The organism is Microbispora sp. NBC_01389, from assembly GCF_045040095.1.
In the GTDB taxonomy this organism is placed as follows: domain Bacteria; phylum Actinomycetota; class Actinomycetes; order Streptosporangiales; family Streptosporangiaceae; genus Microbispora.
Genome location: NZ_CP109552.1, coordinates 5,858,268 through 5,876,266, shown reverse-complemented (window position 1 = coordinate 5,876,266; position 17,999 = coordinate 5,858,268). Strand labels below are relative to the sequence as shown.

15 protein-coding genes are annotated in these 17,999 nt (G+C 70.9%); 4 read left to right on the top strand and 11 right to left on the bottom strand.

Features of this window, described 5'->3' with window-relative positions; genetic code table 11:
• Nucleotides 1-48: 48 nt before the first annotated feature.
• Entirely contained in the window at nt 49-2,109 is a 2,061-nt protein-coding gene (locus OG344_RS26025; protein ID WP_405085340.1) for a cellulose binding domain-containing protein, read from the bottom strand.
• A 189-nt stretch (nt 2,110-2,298) separates the two neighbouring features.
• On the opposite strand from OG344_RS26025, the gene OG344_RS26020 reads away from it, so the two are divergent.
• Entirely contained in the window at nt 2,299-2,520 is a 222-nt protein-coding gene (locus tag OG344_RS26020; protein ID WP_405085339.1) for a hypothetical protein, read from the top strand.
• A 36-nt stretch (nt 2,521-2,556) separates the two neighbouring features.
• Here OG344_RS26020 and OG344_RS26015 read toward each other — a convergent pair whose 3' ends face one another.
• The 3 genes from OG344_RS26015 to OG344_RS26005 all read right to left on the bottom strand — a co-directional run bounded on the left by OG344_RS26015 (nt 2,557) and on the right by OG344_RS26005 (nt 4,822).
• Entirely contained in the window at nt 2,557-3,033 is a 477-nt protein-coding gene (locus OG344_RS26015) for a hypothetical protein (protein WP_405085338.1), read from the bottom strand.
• A 177-nt stretch (nt 3,034-3,210) separates the two neighbouring features.
• Nucleotides 3,211-3,984, bottom strand: a complete 774-nt coding sequence (locus OG344_RS26010) for an SDR family NAD(P)-dependent oxidoreductase (RefSeq protein ID WP_405085337.1) — start codon at nt 3,982-3,984, stop codon at nt 3,211-3,213.
• A 94-nt stretch (nt 3,985-4,078) separates the two neighbouring features.
• Complete coding sequence (locus OG344_RS26005; RefSeq protein WP_405085336.1) at nt 4,079-4,822, bottom strand: MarR family winged helix-turn-helix transcriptional regulator; 744 nt, start codon at nt 4,820-4,822, stop codon at nt 4,079-4,081.
• Nucleotides 4,823-4,935: 113 nt separating this feature from the next.
• On the opposite strand from OG344_RS26005, the gene OG344_RS26000 reads away from it, so the two are divergent.
• Both OG344_RS26000 and purB read left to right on the top strand, forming a co-directional pair.
• Complete coding sequence (locus tag OG344_RS26000; RefSeq protein WP_405085335.1) at nt 4,936-8,223, top strand: efflux RND transporter permease subunit; 3,288 nt, start codon at nt 4,936-4,938, stop codon at nt 8,221-8,223.
• A 137-nt stretch (nt 8,224-8,360) separates the two neighbouring features.
• Entirely contained in the window at nt 8,361-9,788 is a 1,428-nt protein-coding gene (gene purB, locus OG344_RS25995) for an adenylosuccinate lyase (protein WP_405085334.1), read from the top strand.
• Between the two features lie 343 nt (nt 9,789-10,131).
• On the opposite strand, the gene OG344_RS25990 is transcribed toward purB, so the two are convergent.
• Entirely contained in the window at nt 10,132-10,881 is a 750-nt protein-coding gene (locus tag OG344_RS25990) for an HAD family hydrolase (protein WP_405085333.1), read from the bottom strand.
• A 385-nt stretch (nt 10,882-11,266) separates the two neighbouring features.
• Here OG344_RS25990 and OG344_RS25985 point away from each other — a divergent pair, with 385 nt between their 5' ends.
• Entirely contained in the window at nt 11,267-12,751 is a 1,485-nt protein-coding gene (locus OG344_RS25985; RefSeq protein WP_405085332.1) for a pectinesterase family protein, read from the top strand.
• Between the two features lie 79 nt (nt 12,752-12,830).
• Here the strand turns inward: OG344_RS25985 and OG344_RS25980 are convergent, their stop codons facing one another.
• The 6 genes from OG344_RS25980 to OG344_RS25955 all read right to left on the bottom strand — a co-directional run bounded on the left by OG344_RS25980 (nt 12,831) and on the right by OG344_RS25955 (nt 17,954).
• Nucleotides 12,831-13,910 carry a tyrosine-type recombinase/integrase gene (locus tag OG344_RS25980; RefSeq protein ID WP_405085331.1) on the bottom strand — a complete coding sequence of 360 codons (1,080 nt, stop codon included), beginning with the start codon at nt 13,908-13,910 and terminating at the stop codon, nt 12,831-12,833.
• A 93-nt stretch (nt 13,911-14,003) separates the two neighbouring features.
• The gene (locus tag OG344_RS25975; RefSeq protein ID WP_327045887.1) at nt 14,004-14,462 is read right to left on the bottom strand and encodes a ribosomal protein L7/L12; all 459 of its coding nucleotides are present in this window, start codon (nt 14,460-14,462) and stop codon (nt 14,004-14,006) included.
• A gap of 50 nt (nt 14,463-14,512) precedes the next feature.
• Complete coding sequence (locus OG344_RS25970) at nt 14,513-14,692, bottom strand: hypothetical protein (protein ID WP_405085330.1); 180 nt, start codon at nt 14,690-14,692, stop codon at nt 14,513-14,515.
• 230 nt (nt 14,693-14,922) lie between these two features.
• The gene (locus OG344_RS25965; RefSeq protein ID WP_405085329.1) at nt 14,923-15,402 is read right to left on the bottom strand and encodes a hypothetical protein; all 480 of its coding nucleotides are present in this window, start codon (nt 15,400-15,402) and stop codon (nt 14,923-14,925) included.
• 1,146 nt (nt 15,403-16,548) lie between these two features.
• Nucleotides 16,549-17,529 carry a diacylglycerol/lipid kinase family protein gene (locus OG344_RS25960; protein ID WP_405085328.1) on the bottom strand — a complete coding sequence of 327 codons (981 nt, stop codon included), beginning with the start codon at nt 17,527-17,529 and terminating at the stop codon, nt 16,549-16,551.
• A gap of 29 nt (nt 17,530-17,558) precedes the next feature.
• A complete protein-coding gene (locus OG344_RS25955) occupies nt 17,559-17,954 on the bottom strand; it encodes a DUF3224 domain-containing protein (protein ID WP_405085327.1) in 396 nt (131 codons plus the stop codon).
• Nucleotides 17,955-17,999 lie beyond the last annotated feature (45 nt).

Here is a 17,999-nt window from a genome sequence, read left to right as displayed (position 1 = left end):
GTTCACCGACCGGTACGCCGCGCCGTGCTTGTCTTCAGGAGGCCGGGGTCACCGGGTGGTGCAGACGGTGCCGTTCAGGGTGAAGGCGGTGGGCAGGACGTTGGGACCGCTGTAGGCGCCGACGAAGCCGATGGAGGTGGTGGCGCCGGGGGCGAGCTTGCGGTTGTCCGGTGTGCTGGTGACGGTCACCGACTTCCCGCTCTGCGTCCAGTTGGCGCTCCACCCGCTGCTGACACTCTGCCAGGTGGTGGGCCAGGTGAAGTTGAGGGTCCAGCCGTCGAGGGCGGCGGTGCCGGTGTTGGTGATGTCGACGTTGCCGACGAACCCGCTGGCCCAGTCGGCGGTGTCCGTCAGGCGTACGGCACAGGAGCTCTCGTCGGGAGAGCCGGTGGTGAAGGTGAGCGGCGCGGAGGCCCAGGAGACACGGCCGGCGGTGTCGCGGGCGATCACGTTGACCGTGTAGCGGGTGCCGGGGTTCAGGTTGTGCACCACGTAGGAGGTGACGGAGGTCTCGCCGAGCTGTTCGGAGACGGCGCCGTTCTGGCGGTGGATCTCGTACTTGGCGACGGGAGCGGCGCCCGGTGTGGCGGCGGGCCAGGAGATGGTGGCGGTCCTGTCGGTGACGCCGCCGACGGTGGGCTGCCCGGGAGCGGTGGGGGCGCCCGTGGTGGCCGCCGAGGGGTGCAGCACCAGCGTGGTCACCGAGTACGGCGGGAGGGTCTGGGTGGTGGCGGTGCCGCCGCGGCCGGTGCTGACGGACGTCGCGCCGTTGGTGAGGCTGGACACCGTGGGCGCCTCCCCGGCAGGGGTGAACCCGGCGTAGCCGATCTTCACCTGGCGCTCGCCGTCGGGGTCGCGGTTGACCAGCAGCACGGCGAGGTCACCGTTGGGGCGGCGGACGGCGTGGGCGGCGACCAGCGGCTCGTCGGTGGCCGCGCGGACGAACTGGTCGCCGGGCCGCGCGAACGCGCTGACCATGGAGATCGCGTGGTAGGGCGCGAAGGGCGTGTTGAAGGGGGGTTCGCAGACGTCGCCCGTGCAGCCGGCGCTGGACAGCATGCCGAAGTCGCCGTAGTCGGTCTGGCCGGCGACGGTGCTGACGGTGCCGATCCCGTTGTGGACGTTCCACCAGTCGATCGTGAACAGGCCCTGTTCCATCAGGCCCGCGTAGGCGTCGGCGGCGAACAGCGCGGCGGGCTGGGTGTTGTACGCGATCCCGCTGTTGATCTCGGTCATGGAGATGCCGATGTCACCGGCGCGGGCGCCCGCGTACCTGGCGATCTGCTGCTTGACCATGTAGATCATGTCGGGGATGTGCGCGGTCTTGGTGAGGACGTCGGCGACGTCGCTGTGCGGGGGATACCAGTGCAGGACGACGAAGTCGATCTTCGAGGCGGCGATCGACAGGACGGTGTCGTTCCAGGTGGCCTGGTCGCCGTCGGCGACGATGCCGTCGGGCCAGTTGGCGGGGGTGGTGAGCACCGCGCCGATCTTGACGGTGGGGTCGACGGCCTTCATCGCGTCCGCGTACTTCACGACGTTCCTGGCGTACTCGGCCGGGGTCTTGTCGGCGTGGTCGTCGGCCTCCCAGTCGGCGCCGTAGTGGCCGTTGCCGTAGTTCTCGTTGCCGATCTCCCAGTACTTGACGCCGTAGCCCTTGGTGACGTTGGCGTACTTGACCCAGTCGGCGGCCTCCTCGGCGGTGCCGGTGCCGTAGTTGGCGATGACGATCGGCTGCGCGCCGGTGCGCTGCGCGCCGCGGATGAAGGTGTCGAAGTCGGTGTTGGGAGCGACGTAGCCGCCGGGGGCGGTGTGGGTCTTCCAGTGGTAGATGTCGGCGTACGACCCGCCGGGGTAGCGCAGCATCTTCACGCCGGCGGACTTGAGGAGGTCCGCGGTCTCGTTCGTCCCGAGGTTGGAGTCCCAGATCGCGTGGTTGGTGCCCACGGCGGTGTCGGACGCGACCGCCAGGGCCGCGCGGGTGTTGACGGTAACGTTGACCGGCGTCGTCTCCGCGCCGGCGGAGGGGATGCCCGCGAGGGTCTGGGCGGCCACCACTGCGCCCATGAGGAGCGCGAGGGCCGGCCTGGTGGTACGCAGGGTGCTCATGACGTCCCTTTTCTGGAGGATCTTGCCGTGCGATCGTGATGAGGCCGGGTGGAACGGTCAAGGAGAGCGCCTCGTACGCCTTCATGAGCTGCGGGGGAGTTAGGTGGGGCGTGCAACTTTCATCCGCCTGGTATCACCGCCGCGCGGGGGGACCGGCGGAATGCCGGTGCGGTCCGGCAGGATGACCGCATGGCTTCCTGGCAGGAGATCGAAACGGAGATTCCCGCGCTGGCGGCGCGCGTGCTGGCGAGCATGGGAAAGGGCAGGCACAAGACGATGGCGACGCTGCGGCGGGACGGCTCGCCGCGCATCAGCGGCACCGAGGTGGAGTTCAAGGACGGGGAGGTGTGGCTGGGGTCGATGCCGGGGTCGATGCCGGGGGCGATGAAGGCGCTCGACCTGCGCCGCTGACCCCTTCCCGCCGCCGGGGTCGCGCGCGGCGGGGCGTCAGGATCTGAAGTGGGTGGGCATGTTCTGCCCGGCCAGGCAGACGGCGGGCCGGGATCCGCAGACGAGGGCCTGCCCGCTGTACCCGCCGACACCGGTCATCGCCTGCTGGGTCTGTCCGATGACGAACGTGGGGGCCTGCATGCCGTTGAGGTTCTGGTTGGACCTGCCCGCACCCGACCGCCCCTGCACACCGGCCGCGTGCCCGCCGCTGATGACCTGGCCCCCGCCGCCACCGCTGCCACCGGGGTGGGGCGCGTGGAACGCGGCGACCGCCGTACGGGGATGGCGTGAGGCGACTCGCGCGTCGGCCGGCCGCGCGGCGGCGATTCCCGCCGCCGGTATGGCAAGCACGGCCACCAGCGCGGTGACCAGCGCGGCCAAGAGCGCGGCTACAGGCGCGGCCACGGGCAGGGCAGGGCGCCGGGTCGCGGGGACGGTCGCGCCGCGCGGGCTCCGGGTGCGGTAGCGGGACATCTCGGTGTGTGCCTTCCTGTTCCCGTCCCGGCGTTGGCTGTCGCTCGTCCGGTTCCGCCGGGACGTGACCCTCCTACCCGGCCGGGAACCCCGGTAGTTGCGGCGAGAGGCCAAGGAACGGTGCTCTGTCGTCATGCACCGGCATCGAGGGACGCCCGCCGTCCCGCCCGGCGCCTCCTAGTGGACGCTGAAGCCGCCGTCGACGCAGATGGCCTGGCCGGTGACGTACGACGCGGCGTCGGAGGCGAGGAACACGGCCACGCCGCGGAAGTCGCCCGGGACGCCGTTGCGGCCGGTCATGGTCCGGGCGGCCATCGCCTCCACCCGCCCGGGGACGGCCTGGGAGGCAGCGTTCAACGGAGTCAGCACGAATCCCGGCACGATCGTGTTGGCGGTGACTCCGCTCCCCGACCACGCCTCGGCCTGCGAACGGGTCAGCCCGCACACGGCGGCCTTGGACACGCCGTAGACGCCGCTGTCGCCGAAGGCGCTGATCGACTGCTGGGAGCCGACGTTGATGATCCGTCCCCAGCCGCGGGCGGCCATGCGGGGGCCGAAGTGCTGCCCGAGCAGGAACGGCGCGGTGAGGTTGACGGCGATGGTCTGCTCGTAGTCGCCGGCGGTGAGGTCGGCCATGGGCCTGCGGATGTTGCCGGCGGCGTCGTTGACGAGGATGTCGACGTCGCCGAAGAATCCGTCCGCTTCCTCACACACGCGGGTGATCGCGGCGCGGTCGCCGAGGTCGGCGCTGATCGTCGCCGCCCGCACGCCGTGGCCGTCGAGCCGGGCGGCGGCCTCGGCGAGTTCCCTCTCCCGGCGGGCGACCAGGATCACGGCCGCCCCCGCCCGCCCGAGAGACTCCGCCATCGCGTATCCGATGCCGGAACTGCCTCCGGTGACCAGGGCCACCCGGCCGGTCAGCGAGAAGAGCTCTTCGACGTGGGTCGGCACATCGGGTGAGGCTAGCAGCGTCCCGTCCCGGTCCGGCGTCCACCCCCGCGCGCTCTTACGTGCCGGGCGTGCGAGGGCTGCGCCGCGCGGGCGGTCAGCCGCGCCGGGGGAGTCCTCCGGTGGCCGCCGGATCTTCCGCGACCTCTCCGGCGTGGGCGGCGACGCCGGGGGAGAGGTCGTCGATGACGTCGTTCACGGCGTCGGTGACGGTCTCCTCGGCGTGCAGGTCGCGCATCGCGTCCTCGATCTTGCGCATGACCGTTTCCATGGTGCGCAGGGTCTCGGTGTCGAGCCGCCGCAGAAGGCGGACGTAGCCGCCCGTGCCGGCTTCGATGATCTCGCCGGTGAGCCGCCGCCCCGCCTCGGTGAGCTCGACCAGGCGTACGCGGCGGTCGTGGGGGTCCTCGTGCCGGGTGACCAGGCCCTGCGCGACCACCCGATCGACGATGCCCGTGACGGTCGCCAGGCCGACGCCGAGGTGGCGGGCGAGCTCCTGGCCGGAGGTGGGCCCGGCGAACGACAGGAACATGACGACCTTGAACTGCTGCATGGTCAACGTGGAGGCCATCAGCGGCATGGAGCGGTCGCGCGCGAAGAAGCGGCCCAGGCTACGCTGGAGATCCGCGAGCCTGGTGATGATCGATCCGCGCTCGGTCTCGTCCGCGGCGGTCTCCTCGGGGGTGGCGTCGTCCGCGCGGGCGTGGGGGTCCGGGCGGCCGGCCTGGGGGCGGGGGCCGCTCGTCCGGTCCGTCTCCGGCCTCACCTCCTGGTTCGCGTACGGGGCCTGTTCGGATCCCGTTCCGGTGGGGGGGCGTCGCCCGGCTGCGCTGTCGTTCACGTTCCACCTCTCGTCACGAGAGGTTACCAGCGTTTAATACACCGGCTAAATGTTTGGGCCATGCGAAGTGTTAGGGTTGCGCCAAACACTTCCTCCGATATGCAGGAGTTCGGATGACCTCCTTGGCCAGGCTGAGCCTCGCCAACCGCGCACTCGTGATCATGATCACGCTGGTGCTCGCGGGATTCGGCCTCTTCGCGATCCCCTCGCTGAAGCAACAGCTCTTCCCGTCCCTGGAGTTCCCGGCGGCCTTCACGGTGGCGAGCTATCCCGGCGCCGCTCCCGACATCGTGGAGGAGCAGGTCACCAAGCCGATCGAGAGCGCCTTCCAGGGAATCGCCGGCGTCACCGACATCACCTCCACCTCCCGTGAGGGGATGGCGCAGGTGCAGGTCGCCTACGAGTACGGCACCGACGTCGACCAGATGACCGGCAAGATGCAGCAGGCCGTGAGCCGGATCAAGGCGCAGCTTCCGGCCGGCGTCGACCCCCAGGTGGTGGCGGGCAGCACCGACGACATCCCGGTCATGGCGATCGCCGTGGGCGACGGCGGCGACGAGCACGCGATGGCCGACAAGATCGAGCGCATCATGGTGCCGGAGCTGCAGTCGATCGACGGCGTGCGCGACGTCACCGTCAGCGGCGCCCGCGCGCAGCAGGTCGTCATCACCCCCGATCTGGGCAGAATGGCTCTCCTGGGGCTGTCGGCCACCGCGATTCCCGACCTTCTGCGGGCCAACGGGGTGTCCATCCCGGCCGGCACGCTGACCGAGGGCGGCAAGTCGCTGACCGTGCAGATCGGCGATCCCGTCCGTACGGTCAAGGACCTGGAGAACCTGTACCTCACCCCCGCGAGCGCCCCGGCGGGCCAGCCGGGCGGGGGCCGGGCGGGGGCCGGCGCGGCCGGGGGACAGGGACTCCCCGGCCAGGCGCCGGCCGGCCGAAGCACCCAGGCAGCGGGCGCCGCAGCCGGGGGAGCCGGCGCGGCGGCGCCGGTCAGGGCGCCCAAGCCGGTCAAGCTGGGCGACGTGGTCGACGTCAAGATCGAGAACGCCGCCGCGACCACCATCACCCGCACCAACGGCACCCCCAGCCTCGGCGTCTCGATCACCATGGTTCCCGACGGCAACGCGGTGCGGATCTCCCACGACGTCAACGACGCCCTCCCCGGGCTGACCCGCGCCCTCGGCGACAGCGCCGAGCTGAACGTCGTGTTCGACCAGGCGCCGTACGTCGAGAGGTCCATCGAGGACCTCACCACTGAGGGCCTGCTGGGCCTGGCGTTCGCCGTGCTCATCATCCTGGTGTTCCTGCTGTCGGTGCGTTCGACGCTGGTCACGGCGGTGTCCATCCCGCTGTCGGTCGTGATCGCGCTGATCGCGCTGTGGGCGGGCGACTACTCGCTGAACCTGCTCACGCTGGGCGCGCTGACGATCGCGGTCGGCCGGGTCGTCGACGACTCCATCGTGGTGCTGGAGAACATCAAGCGCCATCTCGCCTACGGTGAGGAGAAACGGGGTGCGGTCCTGACGGCCGTACGCGAGGTGTCCGGCGCGGTCACCGCCTCCACGCTGACCACGGTCGCGGTGTTCCTGCCGATCGGCTTCGTCGGCGGGCTGGTCGGTGAGCTGTTCAGCTCCTTCGCCGTCACGGTCACCGTGGCGCTGCTGGCGTCGCTGCTGGTCGCGCTGACCGTCATCCCGGTCCTGGCGTACTGGTTCCTCAAGGCGCCGCGGTTCACCCCGCAGGAGGCGCAGGCCGTACGCGAGGACGCCGAGCGCAGGGAGCTGCGCAGCCCGCTGCAGCGGATCTACCTGCCGGTGCTGCGCTTCGCGACCCGGCGACGCCTGGTGACGGTGCTCATCGGCGTCGTGGTGTTCGCCGCGACGATGGCGCTGGCGCCCAAGCTGAAGACCAACTTCCTCGACTCCTCCGGCAACGACACCACCCAGATCAGCCAGCGGATGCCGGCCGGGACCGACCTCGCGACCACCGACGCGGCCGCCAAGAAGATCGAGGAGGTGCTGGCCGCCGACCCGAAGAACGTGAAGTCCTACCAGGTGACGGTCGGCGGCGGCAACCGCTTCCTCGGCGGGCTGGGCGGCGCCTCCGACCGCGCCTCCTACTCCGTCACCCTGCAGGAGGGCGTGGAGGCGCCCCTCCTGGAGGAGCGGCTGCGCGAGCGGCTGAAGGGCCTGACCGGCATCGGCGACGTCACCGTCGGAGGCAACGGCGGCGGGGGAGGGTTCAACTCCGACCAGGTGCAGGTCATCGTGCAGGGACCGGACCAGGACGCGCTGAAGACGGCCGCCGCCACGGTCCGCGACGCCATGTCCGGCGTGGACGGCCTGCGGGACGTCACCTCCAACCTCGAAGACAGCATCCCCCGGGTCGAGGTGCACGTGGACCGCGAGAAGGCCGCCGCCCGCGGCCTGACCGAGGCCGGCATCGGCCAACTGGTCGCGCAGGCGTTCCGCGGCGCGCCGGTCGGCTCGATCGACGTGGACGGCCGCTCCAGCGACGTGATCCTGCGCGGGGCCGGTGACGCCCCCCGCGACCTCGCCGCGATCAGGAAGCTCACCGTTCCCACCGCGACCGGCCTGGTGAAGCTGTCCGACGTCGCCGACGTCGTCAGGGCCGACGGGCCGACCCAGATCACCCGCCAGGACGGCGACCGCACCGCGACCGTGTCGGGCGCGGCCGACGCCTCCAACCTGGGCGCGATCACCGCCAAGGTCACCGACAAACTGAAGACCCTGACACTGCCGGCCGGGGTGACGTACAAGATCGGCGGCGCGAGCTCCGACCAGCAGAAGGCCTTCGCCGACCTCGGCATGGCGATGCTGATCGCCATCGCGATCGTCTTCATGATCATGGTGGCGACGTTCCGCAGCCTGGTGCAGCCGCTGATCCTGCTGGTGTCGATCCCGTTCGCGGCGACCGGCGCCATCGGACTCCTGCTGGTCACCGACACCGCGCTCGGCGTGCCCGCCCTGATCGGCATGCTGATGCTGATCGGCATCGTCGTCACCAACGCCATCGTGCTGATCGACCTGATCAACCAGTATCGCGAGCAGGGCCTCGGCGTGACCGAGGCGGTCATCGAGGGCGGCCGGCGCCGCCTGCGCCCCATCCTGATGACCGCGATCGCGACGATCTGCGCGCTCACCCCGATGGCGCTGGGCGTGACCGGGTCGGGCGGGTTCATCTCCCAGCCGCTGGCCATCGTCGTGATCGGCGGCCTGCTGTCCTCGACGCTGCTCACGCTGGTCCTGGTGCCCACCCTCTACGTCATCGTCGAACGGCTGAAGGAGCGCATGCGCCGCGCTCCCGCCCGGCCCGGGGGCGACGACGGCGAGGTCACGGTGTACGGCGAGGAGGCCCTCGAACCCGCCCGATGAGATCCCTGTGAAGGCGCCATCAGGGCAGCCATGAGGGCAGCATGGGGGAAGGGAGGACCCCGGGACGGTCGTCGCGACGACCGTCCCGGGGTCCTCCCGCGTCCGGCGGGCGGCGGACCTCAATAGACTGGGCCAACGTGAGTGCCAAGCCGCGTATCCCGAATGTCCTCGCCTCCCGTTACGCCTCGCCGGAACTGGCCCGCCTGTGGTCACCCGAGCACAAGGTGGTGCTGGAGCGCCGGCTCTGGCTGGCCGTCCTCAAGGCACAGGCCGACCTCGGGATCGACGTACCCGAACAGGCGATCTCCGACTACGAGAAGATCGCCGAGCAGGTCGACCTCGCCTCCATCGCCGGCCGGGAGAAGATCACCCGGCATGACGTGAAGGCCCGCATCGAGGAGTTCAACGCCCTCGCCGGGCACGAGCACGTCCACAAGGGCATGACCTCCCGCGACCTGACCGAGAACGTGGAGCAGCTGCAGATCCGCGACAGCCTCCTGCTGGTGCGCGACCGGGTCGTGGCTCTGCTGGCCCGCCTTGCCCGCCTGGCCGCCGAGCACGCCGCCACCGTCATGGCCGGCCGGTCGCACAACGTCGCCGCACAGGCCACCACTCTCGGCAAGCGCTTCGCCACCGCCGCCGACGAACTGGTCGTCGCCTACGAACGGCTGGAGAACCTGCTCGAGCGCTACCCCCTGCGCGGCGTCAAGGGCCCCGTCGGCACCGCGCAGGACATGCTCGACCTACTCGGCGGCGACGACCGGCTGGCCGCGCTGGAGGACCGCGTCGCCGCGCACCTCGGCTTCGCCCGCCGCTTCACCAGCGTCGGGCAGGTCTATCCCCGCTCGCTCGACTACGACGTGCTGACCACCCTGGTGCAGCTGGCCGCCGCCCCCTCCTCCCTGGCCAAGACGATCCGGCTGATGGCCGGGCACGAACTGGTCACCGAGGGCTTCAAGGAGGGCCAGGTCGGCTCTTCGGCGATGCCGCACAAGATGAACACCCGTTCCTGCGAACGCGTCAACGGCCTCACCGTGGTCCTGCGCGGGTACGCCTCGATGGCCGGGGAACTCGCCGGAGACCAGTGGAACGAAGGCGACGTGTCCTGCTCGGTGGTGCGCCGGGTCGCGCTGCCCGACGCGTTCTTCGCCTTCGACGGCCTGGCCGAGACCATGCTGACCGTGCTGGACGAGTTCGGCGCGTTCCCCGCCGTCATCGAGGCCGAGCTGGGCCGCTACCTGCCGTTCCTCGGCACGACCAAGATGCTCATGGCCGCCGTGCGGGCCGGGGTGGGCCGCGAGACCGCCCACGAGGTCATCAAGGAGCACGCGGTCGCCGCGGCGCTCGCCATGCGCTCGCGCGGCGCCGGCAACGAACTGCTCGACCGTCTCGCCGCCGACGAGCGCTTCCCCCTCGGCCGCGCCGAACTCGACGCGCTGCTCGCCGACCGGTCATCCTTCGCCGGGGCCGCCGCCGGTCAGGTCGCGGCGGTCGTCGCGCGGGCCGAAGAGATCATCGCGCGGCATCCCGGCGCCGCCGCCTACACCCCCGGCGCGATCCTGTAGGGACCCCGGTGCGGCCGAGCCCGTCAGTGCGCCCGCTGCTCGGTGAGACCGAGGTCGCCGCCGCCTCCGGCGAACCGGTCGGGTGATGTCATGGCCGGGCCTCCTCGGTCAGGTTCGTGGAGGGTGGGTGAGGACGGGCAGCAGGTAGCGGATGCGGGTGTCGATCTCGGCGGCGGCCCGTTCGAACGCCGGATAACCGGCCTGACCGGTCCCGTCGCCGGTGGCGGCGGGGTCGGGAATGCTCCAGTGCCGGCGCCGCGCGTGGCCGCCGGGCTCGGGGCAGACCTCGCGGACCTTGTCGCACAGAGATTGATCTGCCAGTTGTGGAGCGGGCGCGTCTGTCTCAGGCGGCGCGGACGGCGTCGGCCAGGCCCGGGTTCGGGCCGTCCAGCACGCCGGGCAGATCGCGCAGCGTGGTGACCCGCACCACGGAGTCGGCGGGTTCGCCGGACGAGGCGAACGCGGGGGAGGGCTCGGCGCGGTAGCGGTCGAGCCAGACGCCGTGCATACCCACCCGAGCGGGCGCGACGGCGTCCAGCAGCAGGTTGTCGCCGACCATCAGCACTTCCTCGGGCCGCAGCCCCAGCTTCGCCGCCGCCCGCAGATAGCACTCCGGGGCCGGCTTGAACGCGCCGAGCGTCTCGGGGGTCAGGACGACCTCCATGCGGTCCATCAGCCCGAGGCGGCGCAGCTTGGCCTCCTGCTGCACGGGATCACCGTTGCTGAGCACGCCCAGCGTCAGCCCGTCGCCGAGCGCCGCGAGTGTCGCGGCCACGTCGGGGAAGGCGGCCCAGGCGTCCTCGTAGTGGGTCAGGAACCCGGCGAAGGCCGCGTCCGGGTCGGCCGGCGCGGGCATGCCCAGCCGGTCGCAGAACTCCCGCAGCCGTCTGCGCCGCTGCTCGGCGAACGAGCACTCGCCGGCGTGCCAGGCCGGCAGATGCTTGTCCTCCAGGTCGAGCCACAGCGCCGGTGCCTCGGGCAGCAGCTCATGGCCGGGGCAGACCGTCTCCATCCAGCGGGTCGCGGCGTGGGCGACGGCCCGGCGATGGTCGAAGAGGGTCTCGTCGAGGTCGAACAGAATGGCCCTGATCACGAGTCCTCATCTTCACGGTGATGTGTTTCCGGTGCGTTTCGGAAGCGTGAAAGCCTGTGTGAAGATCGTAGTCAAGTGACTGTATGCGGGATGTCGGGTCGGAAAAATCCGACCGAAAGGACGGCACGGACGGCATGGGCGACACCCGGGGGACCGCCGGTCCGGGCGCGGCGTCACCGGGACGCCGAGCCGGACAGGGGAGGAGACGGCCGGGTGAAACTTTCCGGACCGGACCGCGTCCGAGCAGCGGCGACGCCGCAGCATTAGTTTGGACGGTTGACTTATTCCGCCGGGTGATCTTACCGTGCGGAGGCCCTCGCTCCACTGGCCACACGGTGCGAGCAGCGGCTTTCCGTCCACGATGGCGCGTCCCGAAGGAGTGCAGATGCCCGACACCACGCCCGGGACGGCGAGTCCCGGCCCGAGCGGCGGCTCCCACAGCGGCCGCCGCGGCGGTACGGCGGCTCTGGCGGCCGCGCTGGTCGTGGGCGGCCTCGCCGCCGGGGTCCCGGGGACGGCGGCCGCCGCGACCGGCTGCGCCGTCACCTACACCACCAGCGACTGGCCGGGCGGCTTCAGCGCCGCCGTCAGCGTGCAGAACCTCGGCAGCGCCGTCAACGGCTGGACGCTCGCCTTCACCTTCCCCAATTCCGGTCAGAAGGTGACCAGTGGCTGGTCGGCCACCTGGAGCCAGAGCGGGCAGAACGTCACGGCCACGAACGTGGACTACAACGCCGCCATCGCCACCGGCGCGTCCGTCTCACTCGGGTTCAACGGCTCGTGGTCGGGTTCCAACCCCCAGCCGGCGGCTTTCACGCTGAACGGCGTGACCTGCACCGGGTCCACCACCACCTCGTCACCCACCCCCTCGGTGACGCCCACCGTCACCCCAACCGTCACCCCAACCGTGACGCCCTCGTCAACTCCCACGGTGACGCCCTCTGTGACACCTTCCACGACACCGACGGCGACGCCCACGACCGGGAAGCCCACCGTCGCCGCCGACGGCACCGGCACCTACCGGACGGTGCAGGCCGCGATCGACGCGGTGCCGACCGGCAACTCCAGCAGGAAAGTGATCACGATCAAACCCGGCACCTACCGGGAGATCGTCACCATCCCGGCGAACAAGCCGTACATCACCCTGCAGGGCCTCGGCTCCTCGGCCAGGGACGTCCTGATCGTCAACAACCACGCGGCCGGCGCGTACGGCACCTTCAACAGCGCCACCGCGTTCGTCAATGGTCACGACTCAGCCCTCACCAACCTGACGGTCTCCAACGACTACGTCGAGGACGGCTCCACCGTCAACCAGCAGGCCGTCGCGCTGAACCTCAACGCCGACCGGTCGACCCTGTCGAACGTACGGCTGCTGGGCGACCAGGACACCTTCCTGGTCAACGCCTCCGCCCGCGCGTACGTCAGAAGCTCCTACATCGAGGGCACCGTCGACTTCGTCTTCGGCGACGGCACCGCCGTGCTGCACGACTGCGACATCTACGAGAAGCGCAGCAGCGGCGCCCCCATCACCGCGGCCAGGACCGACGCCGCCAAGCCGTACGGGTTCCTCATCTACAGGTCCCGGATCAGCGGCGCGGCCGGCGACACCACCCAGCTGGGACGGCCCTGGGGTCCCAACGCCCAGGTGGTCTACCGGGAGTCCACCCTCAGCTCGACCATCAAGACCTCGCAGCCCTGGACTGACATGTCGGGCAACTCATGGAAGAACGCCCGCTTCTTCGAATACCGGAACACCGGCGCCGGGGCCACGGTCAACGCCAACCGCCCGCAGCTGAGCGACGCGCAGGCCGCCAACTACACCCCGCAGAAGTACCTGGCCGGTTCCGACGGCTGGAACCCCGTGAGCTGATCCTTCAGGAGATGAACCGGGTGAGCCGGCTCCCGCCCGGCCGGCACACGGCCCGGCGGACCTACGGCGGCCCCGGGGGTCAACCCTCCCCGGGACCGCCCTCCCCGCCGGGCGCGGTCTGCCCGCCACGGCGCCGCAGCAGCGGATGCGACCCCATCGCCACCTCCAGCTCACCCGGCAGATCGTCGCGGTAACGACCGAGCGTCGACAGGTCGCTGTGCCCCAGCACCCGCCGCACCGCGTCCATGTCCGTGCCGTCGGCCAGCAGGTGCGTCGCCGTCGTGTGCCGCAACCCGTGCGGCGTCACCTCCCGGCTCCGCCCGGGCTCCACCCGCCGCCGCACCCGGTCGATCACCGCCTGCACGTCGCCCCGGGCCAGCCGCCTGCCCCGCCACGACAGCAGCAACGCCTTCTCGCCGTCCCCGGCCACACGCACCGCGAGGTAGGAATCCAGCGCGGCGGCCACATCACGGGGGAGCGGCACGTCACGGGTACGCCCGCCCTTGCCGAAGATCCGCCAGTAGCGCATCCCGTCGTTGGTGTAGAAATCCTCCACGTTCGCCCGCACCAGCTCCGACACCCGCGGCCCCAGCGCGGTCAGCAGCATCACCACCAGCGCGTCCCGCACCTCGGTCCGCTGGTCGGCCCGGCGGCGGCGCCCGTCCGAGCCGCCCGGCTCGGGTGGCGGGGCGGGGGAGCGGGCCGCCGCGATCAGGCCCTCGGCCTGCTCGCGGGTCAGCGCCCGGCGTTCCGGCCGCAACCCGCCCCGCTCACGCGCCCGCACCGACGAGGCGGCCATCGGGTCCAGATGTACCCATCCCGCCGACGCGGCGTGCCGGAACAACGCCGACACCGACCGGCGGAACCTCGCCTGCGACGCCGCGCTCTGCCCCGGGCCACCCCGCCGCGCCGGCCCGCGCCGCCGGCGTTCGTCCGGCTTGCGCGCGAACGCCAGCAGCACCGCGTCGACGTCCTCACCGTTCAGGTCGTCCAGCACCTGGCCGTCGCCCGCCAGCCGTACGAACGTGGCCACGTCCCGCGCGTACACCTCGGCGGTCGCGGGCGACAGCGCCCCTGTCACGGTCTTGGCCCGGACCAGCTCCACATAACGGTCCGCGGCCTCCTGCACGGTCAGCCGGTTCACCTGCGGGGGCAGCATGATCGACACCGTACCGCCCGGGACCGACAACAATCACCCGTGGAACCGGCGCGGACCTGACACGGCCACCATCCCCGGGCGCAGGCGCCGTTTCTATTCCACGACGAGCCCGTCGACGAACCGCTCCGCCTCGCTCTGGCTCATGCCCGTCTCACCGCGCACCAGGAACACCGCCTGCTCCACCTTGCCTGCCGCCTTCAGCTCCCGTGCCCGGGCGGCCAGGTCGTACCCGTGCCGCGCCGTGGCCACGGGCAGCGGGCGGCCCGCGCCGATCCCGTCGGCCAGGCCCTTCGCCTCCTTCAGCCCCAGCCCGGTCTCCTCGCGGATCAGCTTGATCGCCTCGATCTTCTTGTTCTCCGCGTACAACTCCCGTACGCGATGCAGCAGGGCGGCCGAGATCGGCGGCGCCATCCCCGGACTACGCCACGCGAGCGGCCCCGCGGGTCGCGCACCGGCCCGTACGGCGGCGAAGACGACGACGAAACCGAGCAGCGCGATCACGATGACGCCGAGGAGCATGAGCATGAACTCCATCGGACCCAGATTAGGCATGGGCTGATCGTAAAACGCGCGTCGGCACGACGGTGGCCCCAACCGGCAATTCAGGTACAGATCGCCGCCGCGTGGAACAGTGCGTCATGGCGGGCCATGTGGGCCATATCGGTGAGATAGAGCGTGTCGTCGCCGCGCGCCAGGTGGGCGGCGAAGGCCTCGTCACCCGCCCGGGCCCGTTCACGCATGTGGTTCACCAGGTGCTCCAGCCGGGCCGACGCGGTGGGCACCAGCGCCTCCCGATCGCCTGCGCCGAGGCCGTACGCGCCCGCGAGAAGACCCAGCCGCCGCCAGGTGCCCCAGCAGGCCGTGAACCGCCGGCGTCCACCGGCGGGCCGGGCGGCGCATGGTGCCGCCGATCCTGACGACCCGGTTGACGCCCCCTACCAGGATCTCCTCGTCCATGCCGGCCGGCCCTCCTCCCGCTTCACCGTACGAGAGGAGGGTCGGCCGTGCCGGGTCAGCTGAAGGAAATCGACTGCACGGTGCAGTTGGTCTGCCACGGCCCGGGGTAGACAGGGGCGGTGGTGCAGCCCCAGGTGCCGACGACGGTGGTCGTGCCCGCGGGGATGCTGGTATAGCCGATGGAGCCGAGCAGGTCGTACTGGTGTCCGCCGCTGCAGATGCCGCCGGCGCCGACGGCCGTGGTGCCGCTGGGCACCGTCTGGGTGAACTGCCACGAGTGCGTGGCCGGGATGGCGGTCGCGCTGCTGTAGGGCACCGACCCGCCACCCGAAGGAAGGGCGCCGAACCGCAGGTCGGTCGCATACCAGTCGGAGGTGTCTCCCGAGAAGTTCACGTTGAGGCAGTCGACTGTGGCCTGCACCGTGATGCCGGACGCCATGGCCGGTTGCGGCGCGGCCACCAGAGCCAGCACCCCGGTCGTGACCAGCGCCGATCCGAGCGCCAGCGCCCGCCGAGCCGATTTCGCAGCGAACATGTGCAATTCCCTTCTCGCGCCTCACCCTCGCCACGCGAATTCATCATCGCCGCCGGGAACGGTCAATGACCGAGATTTTCGGCGCTGACCGAAAGTTCTGCCGAAACGAGAGTGAAAATACCGCCGGCGAGAGTACGGAGTCCGAAACCGCGGGCGTATTCATCCGCGAGTACGGCACATGCAGCGGTAATGGACTTGTTTCTCGTCCGGGCCCGGCCGGAAATGTGGTTTCCGGCGGGGCGGCCGTTCGGGAAAGACGACCTGCCGGACCCGTGAAAAGTTCACTCCCGTAATCGCCCCGCATGGACGGGAGCGGCCATGTGCAGGCCGCGTTCCGCGCCCGGCAGGGGAGCGGCCCGAACCGGCGGACACACCAGCGCGAGACAACCCACGAAGACGAAGAGACCACCGCACGCATACGCGACGCCGGCTCCTGACGGGACTCATGGGCCGTAGGGGACCGACATGAGACGTGGCGCGGCGAAGATCGGTCGCTATCCGATCACTGCATCAGCGGATCGGATAGCGACGTTCAGCGTCTTCCGACAAGCCTGTGCTGGTGTGTGCTATACAAAACAGAATCCACCTTCTGTCTGGTATAGGGCGATTTGTGAATGTCTGGGAAGAGGGGGCGAGTACGGTTCCGGTTCTCCGATCGGCGCGGCCCGGCACGCGGCGAAGCGATGTCCGCCCGGTTCCCGCTAGTTCCAGTCCCGGGGCGTATCGAAGCCGGTGAGGCCCCGGATCGGCATCCCGGGGCGGAAATGCCGGCCAAAGGCCGGATCCGGCATGACTGGCAATGCGGCGTGATCATGACGCGAGCCCGGCATGTCGGAGACATCGGGCCCTGTGGCTCCGCGGAGCCAGCTGCCGCGACGTCACGCAGGCGGCGGTTGAGCGTGCCGGGTTCGGCGTTCTCGTCGTGGCGGAGTTCGCCTGACGTCGCAGAGGCGGTGAATGGGCGCGACCAGCCCGATCCGCCCCTTCCCGCGCCCGCAACTCGTTGCTCGATAATGAGCATTATGTCAAGTAGGCAAATGAGGGCGGTCCCCCGGAGATCACGGGACGCCGTCCCGGCCGTACGGGAAGGTCGTGCACGGTGACGGCCGGGACGGCGGCTGACTCGGAGCGCTGAGATGGCGCGGGTCAACCGGCGGTGTCGGGCAGGCAGAGGGTGACGGCTTCGGGCACCACCTTGACCGTGATGCGCTTGACCCGGTCGCGCGCTCCCCCGTCCAGTTCGTACGCCATGGGGGCCTGCAGTTTGACCGACACCTTCCTGGCGCGGGTGATGCGGACGAAAGGGGATTTTTCGGCGTTGCCGGCGCTCATCCGGCCGAGGGTGCGCGCCCACTGGATGGGGCCTTCGGCGATGGAGACGCCGACCTCCAGCCAGCCGTCGTCGTAGCGGGCGTCGTCGAAGACGTCGATGCCCCCGGTGACGGTGCCGACGTTGCCGACGAGCACGCAGCTCGCGTCGCCCTCGAACCAGTCGTTGCCGTCGACCTTGACCTTCATCGGGGTCACGGAGCCGCCGACGTGCCGCAGGCCGGTCCAGATGTAGGCGAGGCGGCCGAGGCGGTCCTTGAGGCCCCGGTCGGCGTCGGCGATCATCTCGGCGTCCAGGCCGACGCCCGCCATGACCGCGAAGTGCTCACCGTTGATCTTGCCGAGGTCGAGTCTGGCCCGGCGGCCCTCGAAGCCGATGCGTACGGCCTCGGCCAGGTCCTCGGGGATGTCGAGGTTGCGGGCGAGCAGGTTGGCGGTCCCGGCGGGGACGATGGCGACGGCGGCGTCGCTGCCGGCCAGTGCGTCGACGCAGCGTTGCACGGTGCCGTCGCCGCCCCAGACGAAGAACAGCTCGGCGCCGTCCTTGAGCGCCCGGCGGACCTTCTTGGGGGCCTTCCTGCTCTTGGGGACCTCGTACCACAGCAGGTCCTCGACCTCGTAGCCCGCGATGAGCTTGCGCAGTTCGTCGAGGCCGCCGCCGATGGTCTTCTTGCGGTGCGCGATGACCGCGACGCGCGGTGTCTGGGTACGGGGGGCCTTGGTACGGGGGGCCTTGGTACGGGGGGCGGCCGGGTCCGGCGCGGCGACCGCGGACTGCCGATCAGCGGATTTCACCATGGGCCCACGGCTACCCAGCCGGGGACCGATTAGGCCTCGGGCAGGGTGTAGCCGAGGGTGTAGTGGTGGCCGTCCTCGACGCGGATGGCGCCCTCCCCCGTGAGGCCGGTCAGTTCGCCGGTGCCGGTGGCGGGGACGATCTGCCACCTCATCCACTGTTCGCCGTCGTGGCTGGCGGCGCTGTGCTGCAGGACGAAGGTGCCCTTGCGTCCGTTCAGGGTGCCCTCGAAGTGTTCGACGCCGACGTAGGCGGCGGGGCCGTCGGGGGTGCCGACGGTCAGGATCTCGGTGGTGCTGGTGCCGGTGAGATCGCCCTGGAAGGTCTTGGTGATGCGGGCGCGGCCGAACGTGGCGCCCGGCTTCTCCTCGGTGGCCAGGTCGTTCCAGCCGGTGACGTCGAATGTGCCGGTGGCGTGCGTGTTCATGGGACCAGGGTGGCGGCTGTTCCTGTCATCTCCTGTCAGGTACGC

What these genes read in the sequence shown, in the direction of transcription:
- OG344_RS26025 (WP_405085340.1), bottom strand. Translation starts at nt 2,109, where the DNA reads ATGAGCACCCTGCGTACCACCAGGCCGGCCCTCGCGCTCCTCATGGGC.
- OG344_RS26020 (WP_405085339.1), top strand. Translation starts at nt 2,299, where the DNA reads ATGGCTTCCTGGCAGGAGATCGAAACGGAGATTCCCGCGCTGGCGGCG.
- OG344_RS26015 (WP_405085338.1), bottom strand. Translation starts at nt 3,033, where the DNA reads ATGTCCCGCTACCGCACCCGGAGCCCGCGCGGCGCGACCGTCCCCGCG.
- OG344_RS26000 (WP_405085335.1), top strand. Translation starts at nt 4,936, where the DNA reads ATGACCTCCTTGGCCAGGCTGAGCCTCGCCAACCGCGCACTCGTGATC.
- OG344_RS25985 (WP_405085332.1), top strand. Translation starts at nt 11,267, where the DNA reads ATGCCCGACACCACGCCCGGGACGGCGAGTCCCGGCCCGAGCGGCGGC.
- OG344_RS25980 (WP_405085331.1), bottom strand. Translation starts at nt 13,910, where the DNA reads ATGCTGCCCCCGCAGGTGAACCGGCTGACCGTGCAGGAGGCCGCGGAC.
- OG344_RS25975 (WP_327045887.1), bottom strand. Translation starts at nt 14,462, where the DNA reads ATGCCTAATCTGGGTCCGATGGAGTTCATGCTCATGCTCCTCGGCGTC.
- OG344_RS25965 (WP_405085329.1), bottom strand. Translation starts at nt 15,402, where the DNA reads ATGTTCGCTGCGAAATCGGCTCGGCGGGCGCTGGCGCTCGGATCGGCG.
- OG344_RS25960 (WP_405085328.1), bottom strand. Translation starts at nt 17,529, where the DNA reads ATGGTGAAATCCGCTGATCGGCAGTCCGCGGTCGCCGCGCCGGACCCG.
- OG344_RS25955 (WP_405085327.1), bottom strand. Translation starts at nt 17,954, where the DNA reads ATGAACACGCACGCCACCGGCACATTCGACGTCACCGGCTGGAACGAC.